Below are 21,070 nucleotides of genomic sequence, written 5' to 3'. Positions count from 1 at the left end.
CTCATCTTGTTTCATTCTTGCACCTCTTATTCTTTACTCTTTGCATTCGTTTTTCTTTATAGAGTTCAAAATCCCATTGCGACAAAAATTCCTTTGCAGAAGTATAGCCTGATTTATAGAGAAATTCAGTTTCATCTTCGTTTAGTTCAAAATCAGTTGCGTTGATGTTGCCAGTCGGAATTTGAATCGTGCGTTCAATCGTTTCTTCGTCCATATATCGTAAATCATGGGCTTGAAGCATCGTTTTAAATATATTTTTGAAAAGGTGGATCGGTGTTGGTATAACTGCATCTATGTTTACTTCATCTTTCACAAAATGGAAGCCGAAGGTTGGAAAACGAGGATTGTCTGTATCAAATATCCAAATTGGAAAGTTACTAAGTAATCCACCATCTAAAATATAGGATTTTTTTTGGTCTTTTGATTTCCAAATAACCGGACGGAAGAAAAATGGCATAGAGGCACTCATCATAACGGCAGTTGAAACGTTTAAATCGGCAGGAGTCATCCCATAGCGTTCCAAATCATCCGGCAAAATAAGCATTTGGCCATTCGAAACATCGGAAGCAATAATCTTCAACTTTCCATTAGGAATATCTGCAAATGTCTTAATGCCTTTTTCCGAAAGAAGTGAATCCATCCATGTTTCTAAATAATCGTTTTTATAAATTCCAAGATGAATCATTAGTTCTAAAAAGACTCCGAAAATGGGAATTCGATTCAGGATCGTCCTACCTCGAAGCTTCGAAATCGATATCATTCATCTTGTCTCTAATTTCATCGCTTTTATAACCACTTGCCAAAAGAGCAGCTATTACGGCCCCCGCAGATGTTCCAGCAAGTCTTTGCCATTCTACCTTTTCCTCTTCCATCGCTTGAATCGCTCCAAGAAAGGCAATTCCCCTGACCCCACCGCCTTCGAAAACAGCATCTGCCTTCATTTTATCCACCTCTCGATAAAGTTTTTCACTTTTTAAATAGGAGCACCCTACGCCAATTCCTTTCAAGAAAAAGGATTATAAAAACGATTGCCATCATGAAAGGTCACATAAAGGGATACTAGTAGAATCAATGTAAATAAGATTAAGGTTAATATATCAATTTTTTGAAATGGACGGGCCCGGTACCAGGTGCGCTGTTTGTTTTTTCCGAAGCCGCGCAGCTCCATCGCATTGCTGATCATCTCGATTTTATCGAGACTGGACAGGATAAGCGGGATGATGATTGAGGCGGCATTCTTGATTCGCCTTGGCAGCTTTTCTTTGCGTGACATATCAATCCCGCGGGCTTGCTGGGAAAGTGCAATCGTACGGAAATCCCGTTGAATATCGGGAATGTAACGTAACGCAAGCGCAACAGCATAAGAAATACGGTAACTGACACCGATGCGGTTTAATGACGCCGCAAATTCACTCGGATTGGTTGTGACGATAAACAAAATCGCCGCAGGAATGACGGTGAAATATTTGAGTGTGACATTTATTTGATAAAAAAGCTGCTCGATTGTTATCGTATAGCGCCCGCTGATTTCAACTAGCACATGGCTTGTCCCATAAATTTTTACCCCTTCTTGCGGCGAAAAGACATAGATTGCAAGATTATTAATCATCAAGAAAAACAATATAAACAGCAGGACAAAGGCAACTTCCTTCAATTTTACCTTGGAAACGATAAACACACAGATACTGAATAGGAAGAGGAAGAGCAATACCCGCGTATCATAAGTGAGCATCGCAACGGTCGACCAGATTAGAAAGCAAACTAGCTTGGTTACACCTGTAAGCTGATGGACCGGTGATTTTCGCTCTATATATGAAAGCATTTCTACTGCCATTGCTGCCGCACCTCCCGATCATAAGCAATAAACCGGCGGACAAACTCTTTTGGTTCGCCTATTCCCGACCGAATTGCCAACTCAAAAAGGGATGTTTCCTTTAAGTTTGCCTCTTTAATAATTTGCGAGTCTGCTAGGACATTGACGGCAGTATCATCGGCGATTTTTCTCCCGCCGGCAATCACAACCGCCCGCGGCGTATACTCAAGCATGAGGTGCATGTCATGAGTAATCATGATAATCGTGACACCATGGCGATTAAGCTCAGCCAAAAACTCCATGATTTCGCTATAATGACGGAAATCTTGCCCTGCGGTTGGCTCGTCCAGAATGATAATCTCTGGTTCCAATACCAAAATCGAGGCGATGGTTACCCGCTTTTTCTGGCCAAAGCTTAATGCTGATATCGGCCAGTTACGGAATGGATACAAGCCGCAAATTTTCAGCGTCTTCAAAACGCGCTCTTTTATTTCGGCTTCTGGTACACCGCGAATGACGAGCCCTAGCGCCACTTCCTCATAAATCATCTGCTTTGAAATCATCTGATTCGGGTTTTGCATCACCATCCCAATCCTTGCTGCTCGCTCTTTAATCGTATCCTCGCTAATATCCTTACCGCGATAATAAATCCGGCCTGCGTTCGGCTTCTCAAAGCCACAAATTAATTTCGAAAGCGTCGACTTTCCGGCACCATTTTTTCCAACAATACTAACCATTTCCCCTTTTTCGATTGAAAAAGAAACACCCTGAATCGTTTTTTTCCCCGTTGTATAGCCAAACGTAATATCCTTTAATTCCAAAATGGATTCTGATTTCTGCTTAGGGATAGAGGCATCTGCTTTTCTAAACCAGTTTGCCAGCTGGTCTTTGCAGCCATCCACTTGAAAGGATTCGATATGTGCAGGCTGCATTTCCGGTGTTATCTCACAGCCGGCGTATTTCACCGCTTTCACATATAATGGCTCGCGGATGGAGCACTGCTCCAAAATAGGTGAAGCTAAAAGTTCGTCTGGAGTCATATCCGCGATAATCCTGCCATCATCTACGACAATGATGCGGTCAACATGGCAGTGCAAAACATCCTCTAGCCGATGCTCGATGATTACGACTGTTTTGTTTGTTTCTTTTTGGATCCGGTCAATGAGCTCAATCGCATATTTTCCTGTCGCTGGGTCAAGATTGGCCAGCGGTTCATCAAATAACAGTATCTCCACATCATCGACCATGACCCCTGCAAGTGAGACCCGCTGCTTCTGCCCCCCGGAAAGCTGGTGCAGGGAGGAGTCCAAATAATCCGCCATATCGACCATTTTCGATACTTCTGCAACCTTAGCGAACATTTGGGTTTGCGGTGCACCATCATTTTCGAGCGCAAAAGCGATATCCTCAGCTACCGTAAGTCCAATAAATTGACCATCCGGATCTTGGAGAACGGTTCCGACTTTTTTCGATAGGGAAAAAATGTCTAAATTCTTTGTGTTCTCACCACTGATTTTCAAGCTTCCTGATACTTCCCCTTTATAGGAAAAGGGAACAAGGCCATTGAGACAATGGCCAAGTGTGCTTTTTCCAGACCCTGAGGGACCGATAATGAGAACCTTTTCCCCCTCATAGATGGTTAGGTTTATCTCATGCAGTGTTGGTGCCGTCTGACTGCGGTATTGAAAGCTATAATTTTCAAATTGAATAACCGGTTTTTTCATGTAATTTCTCCTAGCAACGCTGTGCTCTTCTATTTAAAAAATTGTTCTTTTCTAAGCTTTGCAGATATATAGTCCGGCATCGCAGATATATTGCTCGGTATCGCAGATATATAGCTCGGTATCGTAGATATATAACCCAGTATCGCAGATAAATGTCAATTTTCCGCGGATAAATCATGTGTTATGATAACAATGGGTGATTTTACAGCAAATTACCTCTTTTTTAAGTTAGAAATATCAATGTTTACATTTTTTCCCTACTGCAAACCTTCTAATTAAAGATCCTTCGTCAAGCTGCCGCTTTGGCTGCGGCTTTTTGCATAGATGCTAAGCAGCAGCGTACCAAGGACAGCAACAACCGCCATGTTTAACCCGCCGGCGACAAGTCCTTGCAAATAAACTTTATTCGCTGGTTCCACATAAATGAAAATATCGAGCGATGGTGCTATCACGAACCAGCCGATTGCTTGAACGACAATTTGAATCACGTTAAACAGAATGATATTTTTGACAGGAAACTTTCCTGCCTCAATATTGATTTTCTTCGATGCCAGACCAATTAAGAAACCAACAATGCCAGATACGACGACCCAGCTCCACCACGGCGTTCCGTAGAAAATGGCATCCTTTAAGGCATGGCCAATTAACCCAATCAGCCCGCCGGCAATCGGTCCGAATACAATCGCCATTAATGCTAAAAAGCCGTACGATGTGTCGAAATTTGTGTTTGGAACCCCTGTTGGAATGACGGCAAACCTGCCCAAAATTGCGAATACGGCTGAGCCAATCCCAATTGCCACGATCGTTTTTATTGATAAATTCTTTCTTTTCACTTCCTCAACCCCCAAAATTTTTTTTAAAATTCAATTATATACAATTTTCGGAATCCTGCGAATAGAAATTTTCCAGGCTGCCCCTGTTTCAATATGATATGCCTTGGCAAACGATCCCTGGTTAATTGCCACGCCAATTTTGTCGAGTGAATTCACATAAAGCAACGGCTCGCCTAAATGGATGTCGGCAAATGTCCGGCCGTATGTCATAATATTTTTATAAACTTGACGGGTGTCATTTTCAATCGTCACTTCAAAGGAATCGCCGTATTCGACCGATAAATCATTGAAAAGGACGCGGTCAATATTGGTCCATAAATTGCCGAAGCGAATATCAAGTATATCGATATTCCCTGTGAGGATATGATTGCTAATGCTCGGCTCCGCTTTTGGCAGCTCGATGACGGATTCAGCCGGCACCTCAGGACCGACTTCCTCAAAAGTAATTAAATTTGAAGCGAGTCGCGCCCCGGTATAGGCATAGACATCACGGCCGTGGAACGTATATGATTCACCTGAACGCGGCAAACGATTGACGCTTTCATCAATGATTCTCACTTCCTCAATCCCAATACTGTTTTTAATATGGGTGAGCGTTCCATTATCCGGGGTAATAATATAGTGATTTAAAGCCGTTTTCGCAACAATACTTCTGCGCTCGGAGCCGACGCCCGGGTCAACAACCGATACAAACACCGTCCCTTCCGGCCAATAGGAAACCGTTTGATATAATCGGTAGGAACCTTCCCATATATGGTACTGGGGAATGTCATGGGTTAAATCAAATATTCGAATGGCTGGATTCACAGAAATCGCCACACCATACATAGCGCTAACGGCACCGTCACTTGTCCCAAAATCAGTTTGTAACACGAGATTGTTATTCATTCTATTTTCCTCCATCCTTTAATATGTTTACTGTCCCTAAGCTTATTGAAAAAAATAAAAAAACCACGCCCCTATCTATTTCAAGAAAATAGATAAGGACGTGGTTTAGATCCACGTGGTACCACCTTAATTTACTGTTTGCTCACGCAAATCAGCCTCTGCAAGTACGTGAGCGCAAATGATGCTTCATATACTGTGGTATGGATAACGAGTACCAAATCTCGTCGGAACTTACTCCAACCTTGACAGATTGTTTCAGCACGAAGCTCGGAGGCCATTGTTCGGATTCGTATTTTTGCTTCTTTTCAGCTCCCGAAGCTCTCTGTGAAAAATAACATAATCGTACTTTCCCTCTTCAACGCTTTAAATCAGTATTTTGTTTGAAAATTTAATCAAATTATAGTCCGGAATAGCAAAATAGTCAAGAAAGAATGATTAAAAAGACCACAGGCCCCTTGTCCCTTCATGTTATATACTTACTACGGCCTTTTTTTCTGCGATTAAATCTTCTAATCTTTCTTTTTGGTTGACTAGTTCTTCTACGGTCAGTTCTCCCCTGGGTGATTGAAAGCTAAGTGTTGGTACATTGCTTTGGACTAAGCTTTTAAGCTGGCCGCTGTTTTGTTCATACAAACGGTATCCTACCGCGCCAACAACTGTTCCCGAAAGAAAACCCATTAAGAAATCACGGTTTAATGCCATTTTGTTTCCCCCCTAAAAATAATTTTATATGTAAAGAAGTCTGTGACTTCTCCTCATATCATGAAAAATTTCAAGCGCATTCACTGCCCAAGTGATCATGGCAACTTGTAACATATTGCTTACTCCTAACGAGAACATGCTCGCAATCCCTGTTATCACGTCAGGGTGTCTGAATTTGTTTTCCCCATGCGTGAGGACCATATAGGCTGTCGAAATAACTGCTGCATACACCAAGAAATCAGGTCTAGGACTGAAACCTTTTCGTAAATACGCAGTCAAAATAAGGAACCCTGTACATAGGGAACGAAAAACGTCCCTCCTTAAGTCAGGTCCGGCTTGGAACGTAAATCGGTCTAGTGAATCGAACCGCGACTGTCTAAAAAATAACGAAATATAGCGAAGAATCATGTTTCTTCCTACCACATCAGGCTCATATACTATGACCATCGATTGAATTAATGGTTCAATTCGAACCTTGTTGATTCCTTTTAAACTAGAAAACATCCGTTCAATCGTTATATAAGCAGTGTTGTTTTTGAGGGCAGGAATAATGACCCGCAGCCTGCCGGGAATACTGTGAGCGATCCGATAATTAATTTCCACTCGCTTTTCCCCCTAAAAAAATAATTTTTCCACTGTTCAAAACAACAGCAATAGTCGCCGCATTATGAATCGCAGCCCCAAGGACAGGTGATATAAATCCCAGCGTTCCTAATAAAATCGCCCCGCTATTGACTAAGATGGTCACGACGATATTTTGGTAAATGAGTTTCATCGTTTTTTGCGCCATTTTAATGACTTCGGCCAACGCTAATGGATCATCAGTCGTCACAATGACATCAGCTGTTTCGACGGCGATATCTGTTCGTTTCGTTCCGAGCGTGATCCCAACATTTGCATAAGCAAGCGCCGGAGCATCATTGACACCATCGCCAACCATCATTAAAGCATCTGTCTTTTGTTTATAATTCATGACAAAGTTTGCTTTATCTTCAGGAAGTGCTTCCGCAATAAAGGCATCCATTCCCAGTTCATCGACGATCTTTTTCGCTGGATGATAACGGTCTCCCGTTAACATAATGAATTCGTCCACACCATTTCGCCTCATCTGATTAATCGATCGCTTCATTCCTTCTCTGATTTTATCTTGTAAAATAATAATGCCGATTAATTGCTGATCATAAGCGACATAGACCATATTTTCTTCCGGGTTAATCTCGTTGTTCAGCTTCTTTAATGGCTCAAGCGTGATATTCCAATCCGATAAAAATAATTTGCTGCCCACGAGGACTAATTTTTCATTGATGATTGCCTTAATTCCCTTTCCGACAATCATGTCAATTTCTTGATGTTCAGGTACGTCGAGATTACGTTCCTTCGCTTTATTACAGATTGCTTCAGCAATCGGGTGCGAGGAATGTTCTTCAGCCGACGCTGCTAAACAGAGCACCTGATTTTCTGACATGTTCTCTACTGTAATAATCTTTGTCACAATCGGCCTGCCTTCGGTGATGGTTCCCGTCTTATCCAAAATAACCGTGTCAATTTGGGCTAGCTTTTCGATGGTTTGACCGCCTTTGATCAAAATGCCATTTTTCGCAGCTAAGCCAATGGACGATGAGATAGCGGTTGCAGTTGAAAGCTTTAGACCACATACATAATCAATGACTAACATGTTCAATACTTTATTCCAATCCCTTGTGACAACAAAGATTAAACCGGCGAGAACAAACGAGACAGGAACTAATTTTTCCGACAAACGGTTGGCGACAGATTGGATCGGAGCTTGTTTCGTTTGTGCTTCTTCAATAAGGTGAATCATCCTTGATATGGCTGTATCATCCCCGGCTTTTTCGACGCGAATGTTAATGCTGCCTTCGACCACGATTGATCCAGCAAAGATCTTTTCCCCAGTTGTCAGCTCCCGTGGGATATATTCACCCGTTATCGATGATTCATCCACAACTGCCGTTCCTTCCAGAATCGTTCCATCTACGACTACTTTCTCCCCTTGAAAAACAACTATCTGATCACCAGCGGAAATTTCTTCAATCGAAACCTTTACTTCTTTTCCAGCTTGGTCGACTCTCCAAACAAAGTCTGCCTTGACACTTAACATATCTCTAACATAATTTCTTGTTTTATAGGCAGTAAAGTCGGTTAACCACTCACTAATCGTCGACATTAAATAAATGATAAGCGCAGATTTTGGATTGCCTTTTACGATTGATGCAAGTAATGCAGCAGAAGTTAGCGTATCTGCATTTGGCTTTCCGGTTGTCATAACCGATATAAATCCATTTTTTAAAATGTGGTAAGAAGAAAGCAGAACGGCTAGAGAAGATGCTTTTGTCAGGTTTCTCATTCCTTGAGCAGGGAGTGATGTCGTTTTTAACATTTCAAAAATAAAAGCACTCGAACAGACGAGAATTTCAATAAACGGGATTTTTGCTTTCGATGGCTCCTTTTTTTCAACTGCCTCTGGCTCCGGAAAAAGTTGTCCGAGTAATAAAAAAAGTTCTTTCCATGTCAAGCAATCATCATGATAGAGGAGTAATGATCCCGTTTCATTTGTATAGGAAGCCGAGTACACATATGGTAAAGAACGAAACAAGGCTTCAATTTCCTTCCCATTTGCATAGGTAACGCCTAAGCTTAATCTCGTTCTTCCTGGAATCGAATGGATTAAGGCCAGTTTATGTACCATTGTTCGGCCCTTTCTCGTTCGTAATAATCGTGTATGCCCAGTATAATACACTACTGGAAAAAGCAGGATTCACTGGAAATCTAGTCACTCCATAGACTAATAAAAATAAGGAAAGTAACGAATCAACATCTGCCTTGCCGGAAGATCTTTTTTTAATGAGTCCATCTACAGTGGAAACGGTCTTCTTCATTGTCTTCATAAGCTGTGCTTCTACATAGGGGTAGGCACTTACTGAGGTGTCAACAGCAAGTTTTAGGAGTTCATCAAATTGTTCAGGGGTAAGCGTCGGTACGTTAAATTCAATGACGAGACTCCCCGTAATCGGAGAGCCACTCACGGATTTAATAATGGTAAGCTGACTAAACGTTTGTTCGAGATGAGTAGCCACCACTTCATTTTTCCATCGGTCACATTTTAATCTTAATCTTCCGGGCATAGCGTGAACGACTTCTATTTTTTGATCGGTTATGGAAGATAATAGTTTAGGAGCAAGTAATGACGCTCCTAAACCTACCAATGAAGATATCATTGCTTCTCTCCTTCTATTGAAATTCTTTCAATCTGTTCTACCCATTCTTCAAGCTGCTTTAGGTGATCAACAGGACTAAAATCATAGGTAATTAATAGACTGCCTGTTTCAGCTGTATAATCAATCGAGAAAATTCTTGTTTCATGCTTAAATTGATTGATTAAAGGATTTACTATATGGGGATTATTTTTCCAATTAGGCGACTTTAAACGAATTCTCCCGGGAATCTGATGAGCAATTTCAATCGCATGCCTTTTTAGGACCTTTTTCATTCGATTCGCCAATTGTAGTTCCTTTACTTTATGTAACATAGATATATACTCCTAAAAATAATATGCTGGGCGGAATTCATTAATGTTGACTATCACTTATTTTGTTTCCCTAGCGCAAAATAATTACCACTATCATAATATGAATATTCAAAAAAGTAAATACAATAATCCAAAAATAGGTATTTCTGCATACAAAAAGGAGATTACGCCAATTTAGCGGGCTTAACCTCCGTGAAAACTTAATTTTGCTGAAGCACTTTTTTCCTGCTCCATTTTTTAATTAGTACCCCGTGCTTGGGCGAGAAGAATAACGCAACGATAAATAGTACGCCTGTCACAGCCACCATTGTTCCACCAATGGATGCATCTAGAAGGTAAGCAACGTAATACCCAAGCAGCGAACTGACAATACTTAAGACGATACTAATGATAATCATCCTGCTCAATTTATCGGTTAATAAATAGGCAGTTGCTGCAGGAACAATAATCATCCCTACCACCAAGATTGCTCCTACGCTTTCAAAAGAAGCAACAGTTGAGATTGAAACTAAGCTCATTAATAAATAATGGAAAAACACAACCGGAATTCCTAACGAAGCGGCAAGCGCCGGGTCAAACGTGCTGATTTTAAACTGTTTATAAAACAAACCTATGACAAGTATATTTAGGAGAAAGCTTGCCCCTACGCCCCAAACGGCTTTTGGCCCGATACTTTGTCCGCCAATATGCAGTGTATCCCACGGGGCATAAGCGATTTCTCCATATAACACACAGTCTAAATCTAAATCTACCTGCCTTGTGTACAAACTAATTAACACAACCCCAACCGCAAATAATGCGGTAAAGACGACGCCAATCGATGCATCTGCCTGGACCCCACTGTTTTGAAACATCTGAATGAGAAAAACGGTGACTAGTCCGATGGCGGCAGCTCCAAACATCATCACCAGCGATTCCCTTGAGCCGCTAATTAAAAACGCAATCACAATCCCCGGTAAGACGGAATGGCTGATGGCATCGCCAATCATCGACATTTTTCTTAATACGAGAAAACATCCTAAAATACTACAGGATGACCCCACTAGTGCTCCAATTAAGATGATCCAAAAGTGATTCATAAGGATTTCTCCTTTACTTGCTTGTTAGTAAATAGTTTATGTTCATTCTTGACGGAAAATCGTAATCTAGTTTTCGCTAACACGCCGCGATTCGGGGCAACGAGAACAGAAATAATAAATAGGACGGTTGCTGATAAAACGATCAAGGGGCCTGTCGGCAGATTATTGACCATTGAACTAACCAGGGTCCCGGCAAAGCCGCTGAAAGCTCCAAACAATCCCGAAAGGATGACCATTACATGCAGCTTCTCGGTCCAATACCTGGCCGCAACCGCAGGTGTAATCAATAATGCTGCCATTAAGACGACACCCACTGCTTGAATCCCGATGACAACAGCGGTCACAATCAGCAGCATCATAAATTGATCCAAAAGAATCGTCGGCAGCCCAATCCCTTTTGCAAAACCGGGATCAAAGGAGAGGAGTTTAAATTCTTTAAAAAACAAGAAACACAAGGCCACAAGAACCGCACTAATCCCGGCAATCGTGTAAACATCCAGTTTAATCATCGAGGCAGCATGGCCAAAGAGAAATTTATCTAAACCGCTTTGATTACCGCTACTACTATGTTGGATTTGTGTTAAGAGAACAATACCAACTCCAAAAAACACGGTTAAAATAATCCCCAGCGCCGAGTCTTGTTTAATGCGCGAATTCCTCGTAATATAGCCAATTGCGACCGTCGCCAAAATCCCGGCAATAATGGCACCGATGAGAAAGAAAAAGATCGACTTAGTCCCCGTTACCATATAGGCAAGACACACCCCCGGAAGAGCTGCATGGGATAAGGCATCGCCCATTAACGATTGTTTTCGTAAATAGGCAAAACTTCCAATCACGCCGCTGCAGAGTCCTAGAAGCATCGATCCCATTAATATCCATTGGGTATTGGGATCTGAAAATAGTGAAAGCCAATTCATGTCATCACCTCGGGCTGACAATGATAGGAGAGGTATTCGAATCAAGCATGGTTAAGCTCCCACCATATGTCTTCTGTAAATAATCCCTTGTAAACAGCTCTTCCGTAGGACCGATTCCAACTAGTTTGACATTTAACAGCATGATCCAATCAAAATATTCTTTTACCGTATTTAAATCATGATGGACAACGAGAACGGTTTTTCCTTGGCTTTTTAACTTTATTAGCAGCGCGATAATCGCTTTTTCTGTCGCCGCATCTACTCCGACAAACGGCTCATCCATGAAATATAGTTGCGCATCCTGTGCAAGTGCTCTCGCTAAAAAGACACGCTGCTGCTGTCCGCCGGAGAGCTGACTAATTTGGCGATGGACATACTTACTCATGCCAACTTGATCTAAACATTCCAAGGCATATTCTTTATCTTTTTTATCGGGACGCTTAAACCACCCTAAATGCCCATATCTCCCCATCATTACCACATCCAGAGCATCCGTTGGAAAATCCCAATCGACCGATTCCCTCTGCGGAACATAGCCCACTCGTTTTCTTGTATTTTTATAAGAATCGCCAAAAATTTCTACTTTCCCAGTAATGGACGGGATTAATTCTAATATCGCTTTAATCAACGTCGATTTTCCAGCCCCGTTCGGCCCAATAATTCCTATCAGTTTCCCTTCCGGAACACGAAACGAAATATCCTCTAATACTGGTTTTTTCTGATAGGCAACCGTTAAATTCTTTACCGTAAGAGGGAACGCCATCCATCATCATCTCCTTTTATTTCAATGCACTCACAATCGTATCGACATTATGTCTAACCATACCAATATAGGTCCCTTCCTCCGTTCCTTCCGCTCCCATTGCATCGGAAAAGAGCTCGCCGCCAATATTTACTTCGTGTCCTTTTTCTTTTGCTCCTTCAATTACCGCTTCGATCGCTTTTTTCGGAACACTTGATTCCACAAAAACGGCTTTAATTTTATTTTTGACAAGATAGTCTCGTAGTTCACTAACATCCTTTGAGCCATATTCGGAAGCTGTACTAATGCCTTGCAGTCCCATCACTTTAATATCGTATGCCTCGCCAAAATATCCGAAGGCATCATGGGCAGTCACTAAGACGCGAGTCTGTTCTGGAATTGTGGCAATTTGTGCTGTTACGTATTCATCAAGCTGTCTCAATTTCTCCATATACTTTTCAGCGTTTTGTTTATAGTCGTCAGCGTGTTTAGGATCAAATTTAGACAGTTCCTCCCCGACCGTTTCGGTTGCGGAAATCCAATGCTTCACATTAAACCAAATGTGGGGATCAACGCTTTTGGATCCGTCCTTTGTCGTATGAAGTTTTTCTTCGGGAATATTTTTCGAGACAGCAATGGTGGGCTTTTTCTTGGCCATCTTTTCAAAAATATCCACCATTTTCCCTTCTAAATGAAGCCCATTGTAAAAAATCATATCGGCAGCATCTAACTTCTTAATATCACCTTGTGAGGCTTTATAAAGATGCGGATCCACTCCGGATTTCATTAAGCCTGTTGTTTCCACATGCTCTCCGCCGACATTTATCACGATATCATTAATCATTCCAATGGTTGTAGTCACACGGATTTTCCCAGTTTCTTTCCCTTCTTTCGATACATCAGAAGCGGAACAGCCTGCTAATGAAACTACTAGGACAAGCCCTATCATCGTCCACTTTTTTATCATCTGAAACAAAATCAAACCCTCCAATTCTAGTATTGCGGCAATTTTTTTATACTATGCCACGTTTTTTATATTGTGTAAATTGTTTTTCCTTTACGCAACTTTTATGTTAACCTAAACTTAAGTTAAGGTCAATGAAAAACAAACACAATATTTCGACATTTTAAAAAACCTCTTACCGTTGACTGGTTGGCAGGAAACGGCGGTATCTTACTAAGGGCGATCTCTTTGTTGCTCATTTGGAGGAAAAGGCGTTGTAAGTGATGGCTAATAGATAATAAGTATTCGAGAATCGGAGTGATTTCCATTTTTTTCACCTTTTCCGTGCAGACCATAAAATGAAAGGGGGCGAATGCTAAACACTCACCCCCATCATACTGAAATAATTATCTTTAATGAGTATACCTTTTACTCAGAAAGGTGGTCTCATGGCCCGAAAATGACAAAAAGCTGCTAACTCGGTCCATGAAGGGAGGTCTGATCGAGCAATAATGGCAAAAGATAAGAATTACTTATTCTGAGCTAGTGGAATAATCATTTTATCTTTTAATATCCACCCCAAGGCTTTTCTTCACTTTAAAGGATTGTGTTTCTGAATCCAGGGCAATCCACACTCGATATAGTGATATATAGGTGGTCTCTTTACCGCCGGAATCCGTCAATGAATCATGTAATTCCCCAGTGTATATAAAACAATCATTTTCCCTCTGAACACTTTCATTTTCAAACGATTTCGCTTCGTATTTATAACTATTTACATCGTCAGTACTTTGATAAGTTCGTTGCTGCGATTCCGTTAGTGCATCGGGAAAGTATAATTCCTGGTAATAGGCCGTCCAATCCTGTTTTGCCTGAATTGGCGTCATTGCGTCCCAAAGCCCAATATTCATTCGGACTGTTAGATCGCGGGCAATGGCAACCATTTCTTGATCACTCAATGTAGCAATTACTTTGTTATTAATTTGCGAAACTAGTGGAATATCTATAAATAGGTCCCGTATTTCCAAAATAATGGCTTCTCTATTAAAATAAAAGGGACGAGGTACTGTCCCCGCGTCCCATCTAGGGACAGGCGCCTCCTCCTAATGATTGGAGGGCTATTGATGTATAAAATTATGCTTATCGAAGATGATTGTGAGCTTTGTTCGCTTGTGAAGGAATGCCTTGAGAAGTATAAATACTTGGTTTATGAACAGACGGATTTCAATTCTGTTTTGGAACAATTTGAACAGGTCCAGCCGGATTTAGTTCTTCTTGATATCAACTTACCGTATTTTGATGGGTTTTATCTTTGCAGAGCGATGCGAAAAAAATCAAAAGTACCGATTATCATCACGTCTGCGAGAAGTGGAGAATTAGATCAAGTGATGGCGATTGAGCTTGGGGCCGATGACTATCTCACAAAACCGTTTACCTTTGAAATTTTACTAGCGAAGGTAAAAGCCGCTCTTAGAAGAGCCTACGGTGAATATTCCAGCACCACTAGCCATTTAACCGTCCACCAATTAACCCTTTATGAGGATAGCTTTAAAATGAGCTTTAACGAAAAAATCGTCGAACTTAGTAAAAATGAATATAAATTAGTCAAATATTTTATTGAAAATAAAGAGCGGATTATAACGAGAGAGGAACTGATTGAGCAGCTTTGGGACGACATCGCCTTTGTCGATGACAATACGTTAACGGTCAACATTTCAAGGATAAAAAGCAAATTTTCACAGCTAGGAATCGAAGGTTTGATTCAAACAAAAAGGAGTGTTGGGTACCTATTTAATCATCAACTATTAGCGAGGTTCTCGGGCGATGAATAAAGTGCTACTGGGTAATTTTTTTAAAGATAAGAAGTCGATTATTCTGATGTACCTAATCAATGCAGCCATATTAATTATTTTTTTTAATATGATCCATCCAGGTAATCTGGAAATCCTCTATCCTATTAGTATTTCCTTATTCCTATTAGCCATCTTAATTGTGATGGAATGGAGTAAATACTATAAATTTAACCATCATTTACACCAAACGAATCATGACCGTTTAGATTTGCAACCAGTAACGAACGAACAAGCAGAAGTGTCAAAACTCGTACATACCTTAAATAAAAAGTACGTCCGTGAGATCAATGAGTTAAAAAGCACCCATGAAGAAAATGTCCAATTTCTTTATCAATGGATGCATAATTTAAAAACGCCGATATCCGTCATTGAGCTCATTATTCAAAAGTATTCGGCACAGCAAACATTCCCGGTTGAAGTGTTGAAAAATATTAAAGCGGAGAATGACAGCATGTTTGCTAGTATTGAACAGGTGCTGAATATGATCAGGTTTGAAAACATTGCCATGGATTTTGAACCTCGTGCTGTTCCGCTCGTTGCTTCTGTCAAAACCGTTATCAACGAAAAGAAAAGTCAATTCATTTATAACCATGTGTATCCGCTCGTCAATGCTGGGCAAGAGTACTCGATAATTACGGATAAGAAATGGAACCAATTTCTGCTTGACCAGTTGATTTCAAATGCCATTAAGTATACCGGCAAGGAAGCAAGCAATAAAAAATTAGTGATGACGATTTTTCAAGAGAAGGAATATACCTGTCTTTCCATTAAGGATGAAGGTGTCGGAATCCCTGCCTATGATCTTCCACGAGTCTTTGACCCTTTCTTTACTGGGGAAAATGGCCGTAAGTTTCGTAACTCCACTGGCATTGGCCTATACATTTGTAAAAAAATTGCCGACCGCTTAGGGCATCGGCTGGAAATCACCTCAGAAGTTGGTAAGGGTACGGAGGTAACGATTAAATACCTTGCAAAATTGTAAGATTCCCGTAAGGATATTCGATGGTTTACCACAACTAGAAAAACTACCATAGAGGAAGGAGGGATGAACATGACAGCAGTTTTAGAGGTAAAAAATATCGTAAAAATCTATGATAATGAGAAGGATCAATTTGCCACAAAGGCGCTTAATCGCATCAATTTGACGATTGAAAAAGGGGAATTAGTCGCAATTATGGGTCCATCGGGAAGCGGCAAAACGACGCTGCTCAATCTTTTAAGCGGCATTGATTCCCCTACATCGGGGACGATTCATATTGCAAATAAAGAACTCAGTATGATGAAAAAGGAAGAGTTAGCCTTATTCCGAAGGCAGCATCTCGGTTTTGTATTCCAAGAGTTTAATTTACTTGATAGTTTATCGTTAAAAGAAAATGTGATGTTACCGATGATTTTAGAAAAGCGTGACGCAGTATATATGGAAAACAAGACGAAAGAAATCATGTCTACGTTTGGTATTTATGACATCGCCGATAAATATCCCTATGCGATTTCAGGTGGTCAGCAGCAGCGTGTCGCCGTCAGCAGGGCGTTAGTCAATGATCCGAGTATCATCTTTGCCGATGAGCCGACGGGAAACCTAGATTCAAAGTCTTCGAAAACGATAATGGAATGCTTTGAAAAAATAAACAAAGAGATGGAAACGACGATTGTTGTCGTGACCCATGATGTCTTTGCAGCAAGCTATTGCAACAAAGTCATTTTCATTAAAGATGGTCAGCTTGATTCGCAGCTCGTTAAAAAAGGGAACCGAAAGGACTTTTTAGACCAGATTATCGACTGCCTTGCCATCTTAGGGGGTGGGACGCATGACGATTAAGCAAATCGCTATTAAAATTTTCAAAAGTAATCTGAAAAGATATCTCTTTTACTTTCTTTGTAACAGTTTTGCCGTCATGGTGTTCTTCATGTTTTCAACACTCCTCTTTAATGAAAGTCTGCATCGTTCAAAAGAAATCGAAGAAGGCATCTCTGAAGCGGTGATGATTCCTACTGTTGCGTTACTGATTTTTTCAATCTTCTTTATCAGCTATGCTCACTCTGCCTTTATTAAAGGCAGAAAAAAAGAGTTTGGGCTGTTTATGACATTAGGGATGTCAACTAAGGATATTCGGAAAATCATTTTAGTAGAAAATAGCATCATAGCCGGCGCCTCCATTTGCTTAGGGATTATTGCAGGATCGCTATTTTCACGATTTTTTTTCCTCATCATAATGAGCCTGATTGGTGTAAAGAGCGTTTCGTTTGAACTCAATTTAAACAGTTATCTATATTCCATTGGCCTATTCAGTCTGATCTTTGCCATTGCTGTAGGGGGCACGATGGTGGTAACCAGTAAGTTTGAGATTGTTAAGCTGTTAAAGGAGGAGCGCACGTCTAAGAAAAATAAACACGCAAACCCTGTAATGGCAGCGATTGCGTTTATCGCGCTGCTTTCAACTTTATATATTCTCTTTGCTAACTTCGGGACAGTCCCTGAAAATGACGGACAGCTGCTGTTGTTTTGTACGATTTCCATCATGATTACCTTATATATAATGATCTCACAGTTAGGAAGCTTCTGTCTAAACATCATAAAAAGACGACCTTCAGGTTATTACCGTCACCTGCTATTACTAACGAATCTGGATTATAAGTTTAAACAAGTGAAAAAAATTATCTACCTCATCACCGTTATGGTCATTGTGACGATTTTTTACATCGGCTTTGTTCTCAATATTTTTTTAGGTGCAGAAAAAGCAGCGACCGATCTACATCCCTATGATATTGCGTTTGTTCAAACGGAGATTCCTTTTGAAAAACTGTCTGCCATGATGGATACGAAGGGAAATCCCATCACCGAGCATAAAACACTCGAAGTGAGCAACTACTTTGATTCGGCAAACTACAATTACCGAACCGTTTTTGTCGCTGATGATCAGCTTTCAGCTATTGCGAACAAACCGATTCAGGTTGACAAAGGCAGCTACCTGATTCTTGTTCAATTAAACTTGCAGGGGAAAGCAGAGCGAAAAAGAATGGTTGCCGATATCCAGCAGGATCTTCCCAATATAGGTATTCATAAGCTGCAGTCAGCGATGTTTGGACGGCTGATTAATAGCCTAAACTATATCGATAATAGCTTAATTGTCCTTAATTCAGCAGATTATCAGCAGTTAAAAAATAATTCTTCGGAAGTACAAACAGCGGAGATCCAGCTTTTAAATGTGAAGGACTGGAAGAATTCGAAAGAGGCTGTCATGAAGCTGCAGGAGAAATTAACGGCTGCGAATAAAGTAACACCTGAATTTGCGAACCTGATTCAGCGAAGATTGATGACGGAACAGGAATTTTTCCAGCCAGGGTCAAAAATAGGTCTCTACGATTATAATAAGCAAGGCGGCGGGCTAGTCCTCTATCTTGTGACCTTTATCAGTATCCTATTTTTTATTGCGACCGTAATTATTTTGCTCTTACGCCTCTTTTCCGAACTGGAGGATGAAAAGAAAAATTACAAAAAGCTATATAAAATTGGGATTACCGAAAAAGAAATTCGCAAAATCATCGCTGGGGAATTAAAAATTCTCTTTTTCGCCGCTCCCTTGATCGGAATCGGGATCTCCCTTGTATACACGAGTACCTTTTTTAAAGAATCAGGAATGAATGTTGAAATATACCGCAGCAGCCTCTCAATAAGCAGCGTTTATTTACTTTTCCAATTGATTTATTATTTTATCGTAAAACGAAAATATGCCAATCAAATTATTGGCGACTAGGGCTCCTTGTCCCACTAAGGAAATCTCCCATCTTTAAGTAATTGGGACGAGGAGCCTGTCCCTTCCTATTCAAAATAATGTATATCCATAAAGAAAGTTCGTAATACTAATAATAAAAAAAAGAGGAGATCCTTTATGGATTTAGATTGGGTTTGGAAAACTGTCATCATTTTAGTAGCTGGATTGATATTGTTAAGGATTAGCGGGAGACGGTCGATAGCTAAAATGACTGTACCACACACAGTGATCATGGTCATGATTGGTACATTATTGATTCATCCAGTGGTAAGTAAAGGGCTTTGGCCTACTATTGGAGTCGGAACCTTATTAATACTAGCTCTTATCATAATTGAGTTCGTTGAATTAAAATTCGATGGATTCGAATCTATTGTTTCTGGTAAAGCTATACCCATTATTGAAAAAGGGGAAATAAATGAAAAAAATTTAAAAAAACTTAGGTTTACGATAGATAAATTAGAAACACTTCTACGACAAGTAGGTGTTACTACGGTTAGCGATGTCCAATATGCTACATTAGAGGTGAATGGACAATTAGGATATATGTTGAAGAAGGAGAAACAACCTGCAACAAAAGAAGACATACAAAATCTTATTCAATTAATTCAAACCGGTAAACACCCCTCTCCTAGCAATCAGTCAACAGATCTTAAAGAGAATATATTTACTGAGGTGGTAAACAATAGGCCTCTCAATCCATCGCCCGACAGATTGGAATGAGTAACCTAGGGAAATACCGAAATATCCCCCTTAAGGTCAGGGGGATATTTTAGTGTACTCATTATTATATTCGGTTTATTTTTGCTTGTCTTTCTTATCTTTCTTATCTTTCTTGTCTTTCTTGTCTTTCTTGTCTTTCTTATTGTCTTTCTTATTGTCTTTCTTGTCCTTTTTACCTTTCTTATCCACTTGGTCTTTCTTGTCTTTCTTTTCTTTCTTGTCCTTTTTATCTTTCTTATCCACTTTGTCTTCCTTATCCACCTTGTCTTGCTTTGAAAATTCGTTGTCGGGCTCCACTTGATAGACTTCTAGTGTCTCACTTTGCGTATTATTCGTGAGTGGGGTTTGTATGGACTCTAAATCATTATGCTGTATATTCGTAAGCGGCGCTTCTATCGATTGTTGCCAAACTTCTAAAATCTCGTTTGCTACCCGATTCCATTCATAATTCGCAACTGCCAGTTCTCTTCCTCTAATCCCCATCCTTTTCATCAGAGATTTATCCGACAAAATGGTTGTAATTTTTTCAGCAAAGCAGCTCGGATCTTCCGGATTTTCTACAATCAGTCCGTTCTCATTTTGGATAATTACTTCGGAGTTTCCTCCCCTTGCAGTTGTAACAATCGGAAGTCCTGCTGCCATTGCTTCATAATGAACGCGTGCCAGCGGTTCTTGCCAAAGAGAAGTACACACAAATAAATCAGCTGATGCAAACCATTTTTGAATTTCACTTGGAGAAACGAAACCCGTTGCTACAACCGGTATTGATTGTTTTTTTGCCAATGCCCTAATATATGCGACATAATCCGTTACGTCATCTTGACTAAACCATTTACTTCCCATAACTACCAGTGCTAAATCTTTGAATTTTGTTGAAAGCTGAGGTAATGCTCGGATTAACCTATCTACCCCTTTGTTTACCGAAAGCCTTCCGGCAAATAATAAAACGGTTTTATTCTCTAAACCGTGTTGTTTTCGAATGGAATTTCGAATTTCACTCATTTTTGGATGGTTTCCAGGTAGGAAACGCTCGGTATCTACACCTGAATAGATGGTGCGGATAGTAGGTACAGATTCGGGATAAAGAGTACGGATGACATTTCCTACATAATCACTTACAGTTACAATATTGGAAACCTCTTTCAAAACTGATGCCGCTTCAGTTGGGTCAATTTTTTCGATATTGAACATATCATTGTGCATGCTTAAGGTAATTTTGGCATTTGGCGCTGCACCGCGGATGGGCATGACAAGTCGAGGGCGATTAAAAATGTGGATAAGATCAAATGAATTGTTTTGGATAAATTGTACGACCCCTTCTCGATATATTTCCAATATGATCCCTGGAACACGGACATATTGAATGCCGTTCTTTATTTCATTATCCGGGAGAGACGGATGACTAATCCCGATCACTGTAATATCATGAAATTTGCTTAAGATTGGGAGAGTTCCGGATATATACGTTTGTATGGCTCCTCCTAAAACAGGAGGCACAGGAAGTTTTTCTGTACAAACCATTAATATCTTCAT

At 40.4% G+C, this 21,070-nt stretch carries 20 protein-coding genes, 1 pseudogene and 1 other annotated feature; of the genes and pseudogenes, 5 read left to right on the top strand and 16 right to left on the bottom strand.

Annotated features, from left to right (window positions below; all coding sequences use genetic code 11):
* Position 1: 1 nt before the first annotated feature.
* The 15 genes and pseudogenes from BANVL01_RS15285 to BANVL01_RS15215 form a co-directional block, all read right to left on the bottom strand.
* Positions 2 to 941, bottom strand: a pseudogene (locus BANVL01_RS15285) (patatin-like phospholipase family protein).
* A 62-nt stretch (positions 942 to 1,003) separates the two neighbouring features.
* Positions 1,004 to 1,834 (bottom strand): energy-coupling factor transporter transmembrane component T family protein, encoded by an 831-nt coding sequence (locus tag BANVL01_RS15280; RefSeq protein WP_066092291.1) that lies wholly within the window; start codon positions 1,832 to 1,834, stop codon positions 1,004 to 1,006.
* Positions 1,825 to 3,537 (bottom strand): ABC transporter ATP-binding protein, encoded by a 1,713-nt coding sequence (locus BANVL01_RS15275; protein WP_066092294.1) that lies wholly within the window; start codon positions 3,535 to 3,537, stop codon positions 1,825 to 1,827. The genes BANVL01_RS15280 and BANVL01_RS15275 overlap by 10 nt, the downstream gene beginning before the upstream one ends.
* Before the next feature lie 275 nt (positions 3,538 to 3,812).
* Positions 3,813 to 4,370: an ECF-type riboflavin transporter substrate-binding protein gene (locus BANVL01_RS15270; protein WP_066092297.1), complete on the bottom strand. Its 558-nt coding sequence runs from the start codon at positions 4,368 to 4,370 to the stop codon at positions 3,813 to 3,815.
* Positions 4,371 to 4,400: 30 nt separating this feature from the next.
* Positions 4,401 to 5,258, bottom strand: a complete 858-nt coding sequence (locus BANVL01_RS15265) for an SAM hydrolase/SAM-dependent halogenase family protein (protein ID WP_066092299.1) — start codon at positions 5,256 to 5,258, stop codon at positions 4,401 to 4,403.
* Positions 5,259 to 5,349: 91 nt separating this feature from the next.
* Positions 5,350 to 5,626, bottom strand: a binding site (T-box leader).
* 100 nt (positions 5,627 to 5,726) lie between these two features.
* The gene (locus tag BANVL01_RS15260) at positions 5,727 to 5,960 is read right to left on the bottom strand and encodes a hypothetical protein (RefSeq protein ID WP_066092302.1); all 234 of its coding nucleotides are present in this window, start codon (positions 5,958 to 5,960) and stop codon (positions 5,727 to 5,729) included.
* 24 nt (positions 5,961 to 5,984) lie between these two features.
* Positions 5,985 to 6,563 carry an HMA2 domain-containing protein gene (locus tag BANVL01_RS15255; protein ID WP_066092305.1) on the bottom strand — a complete coding sequence of 193 codons (579 nt, stop codon included), beginning with the start codon at positions 6,561 to 6,563 and terminating at the stop codon, positions 5,985 to 5,987.
* The gene (locus BANVL01_RS15250) at positions 6,553 to 8,667 is read right to left on the bottom strand and encodes a heavy metal translocating P-type ATPase (protein WP_066092308.1); all 2,115 of its coding nucleotides are present in this window, start codon (positions 8,665 to 8,667) and stop codon (positions 6,553 to 6,555) included. The genes BANVL01_RS15255 and BANVL01_RS15250 overlap by 11 nt, the downstream gene beginning before the upstream one ends.
* Positions 8,657 to 9,196: an HMA2 domain-containing protein gene (locus tag BANVL01_RS15245; protein WP_066092311.1), complete on the bottom strand. Its 540-nt coding sequence runs from the start codon at positions 9,194 to 9,196 to the stop codon at positions 8,657 to 8,659. Before BANVL01_RS15245 ends, BANVL01_RS15250 begins: the two co-directional genes overlap by 11 nt.
* On the bottom strand, positions 9,193 to 9,507 hold the full coding sequence (locus BANVL01_RS15240) for an HMA2 domain-containing protein (protein ID WP_066147940.1): 315 nt from the start codon (positions 9,505 to 9,507) through the stop codon (positions 9,193 to 9,195). The genes BANVL01_RS15245 and BANVL01_RS15240 overlap by 4 nt, the downstream gene beginning before the upstream one ends.
* Positions 9,508 to 9,707: 200 nt before the next feature.
* The gene (locus BANVL01_RS15235) at positions 9,708 to 10,586 is read right to left on the bottom strand and encodes a metal ABC transporter permease (protein ID WP_066092313.1); all 879 of its coding nucleotides are present in this window, start codon (positions 10,584 to 10,586) and stop codon (positions 9,708 to 9,710) included.
* Positions 10,583 to 11,506 carry a metal ABC transporter permease gene (locus tag BANVL01_RS15230; RefSeq protein WP_066092316.1) on the bottom strand — a complete coding sequence of 308 codons (924 nt, stop codon included), beginning with the start codon at positions 11,504 to 11,506 and terminating at the stop codon, positions 10,583 to 10,585. Before BANVL01_RS15230 ends, BANVL01_RS15235 begins: the two co-directional genes overlap by 4 nt.
* 4 nt (positions 11,507 to 11,510) lie before the next feature.
* Positions 11,511 to 12,269, bottom strand: a complete 759-nt coding sequence (locus BANVL01_RS15225; protein WP_066092319.1) for a metal ABC transporter ATP-binding protein — start codon at positions 12,267 to 12,269, stop codon at positions 11,511 to 11,513.
* A 16-nt stretch (positions 12,270 to 12,285) separates the two neighbouring features.
* On the bottom strand, positions 12,286 to 13,215 hold the full coding sequence (locus BANVL01_RS15220) for a metal ABC transporter solute-binding protein, Zn/Mn family (RefSeq protein WP_066096973.1): 930 nt from the start codon (positions 13,213 to 13,215) through the stop codon (positions 12,286 to 12,288).
* A 536-nt stretch (positions 13,216 to 13,751) separates the two neighbouring features.
* The gene (locus BANVL01_RS15215; protein ID WP_066092322.1) at positions 13,752 to 14,219 is read right to left on the bottom strand and encodes a hypothetical protein; all 468 of its coding nucleotides are present in this window, start codon (positions 14,217 to 14,219) and stop codon (positions 13,752 to 13,754) included.
* 96 nt (positions 14,220 to 14,315) lie between these two features.
* Between BANVL01_RS15215 and BANVL01_RS15210 the strand changes: the two genes are divergently transcribed.
* The 5 genes from BANVL01_RS15210 to BANVL01_RS15190 all read left to right on the top strand — a co-directional run bounded on the left by BANVL01_RS15210 (position 14,316) and on the right by BANVL01_RS15190 (position 19,537).
* Entirely contained in the window at positions 14,316 to 15,023 is a 708-nt protein-coding gene (locus BANVL01_RS15210) for a response regulator transcription factor (protein WP_066092325.1), read from the top strand.
* Positions 15,016 to 16,026 (top strand): sensor histidine kinase, encoded by a 1,011-nt coding sequence (locus BANVL01_RS15205; protein ID WP_066092328.1) that lies wholly within the window; start codon positions 15,016 to 15,018, stop codon positions 16,024 to 16,026. The genes BANVL01_RS15210 and BANVL01_RS15205 overlap by 8 nt, the downstream gene beginning before the upstream one ends.
* A gap of 69 nt (positions 16,027 to 16,095) precedes the next feature.
* On the top strand, positions 16,096 to 16,863 hold the full coding sequence (locus BANVL01_RS15200) for an ABC transporter ATP-binding protein (RefSeq protein WP_066092331.1): 768 nt from the start codon (positions 16,096 to 16,098) through the stop codon (positions 16,861 to 16,863).
* Positions 16,853 to 18,799: an FtsX-like permease family protein gene (locus tag BANVL01_RS15195; RefSeq protein WP_066092334.1), complete on the top strand. Its 1,947-nt coding sequence runs from the start codon at positions 16,853 to 16,855 to the stop codon at positions 18,797 to 18,799. The genes BANVL01_RS15200 and BANVL01_RS15195 overlap by 11 nt, the downstream gene beginning before the upstream one ends.
* 135 nt (positions 18,800 to 18,934) lie before the next feature.
* Positions 18,935 to 19,537 carry a DUF421 domain-containing protein gene (locus BANVL01_RS15190; protein ID WP_066092337.1) on the top strand — a complete coding sequence of 201 codons (603 nt, stop codon included), beginning with the start codon at positions 18,935 to 18,937 and terminating at the stop codon, positions 19,535 to 19,537.
* Between the two features lie 75 nt (positions 19,538 to 19,612).
* Here BANVL01_RS15190 and BANVL01_RS15185 read toward each other — a convergent pair whose 3' ends face one another.
* Positions 19,613 to 21,070: a glycosyltransferase family 4 protein gene (locus BANVL01_RS15185; RefSeq protein ID WP_066092339.1), complete on the bottom strand. Its 1,458-nt coding sequence runs from the start codon at positions 21,068 to 21,070 to the stop codon at positions 19,613 to 19,615.

Source organism: Neobacillus novalis NBRC 102450 (assembly GCF_001591805.1).
Taxonomy (GTDB): Bacteria; Bacillota; Bacilli; order Bacillales; family Cytobacillaceae; genus Neobacillus; species Neobacillus novalis.
The sequence above is the reverse complement of the archived record's forward strand: the minus strand, read 5'-3'. Positions and strand labels throughout refer to the sequence as shown.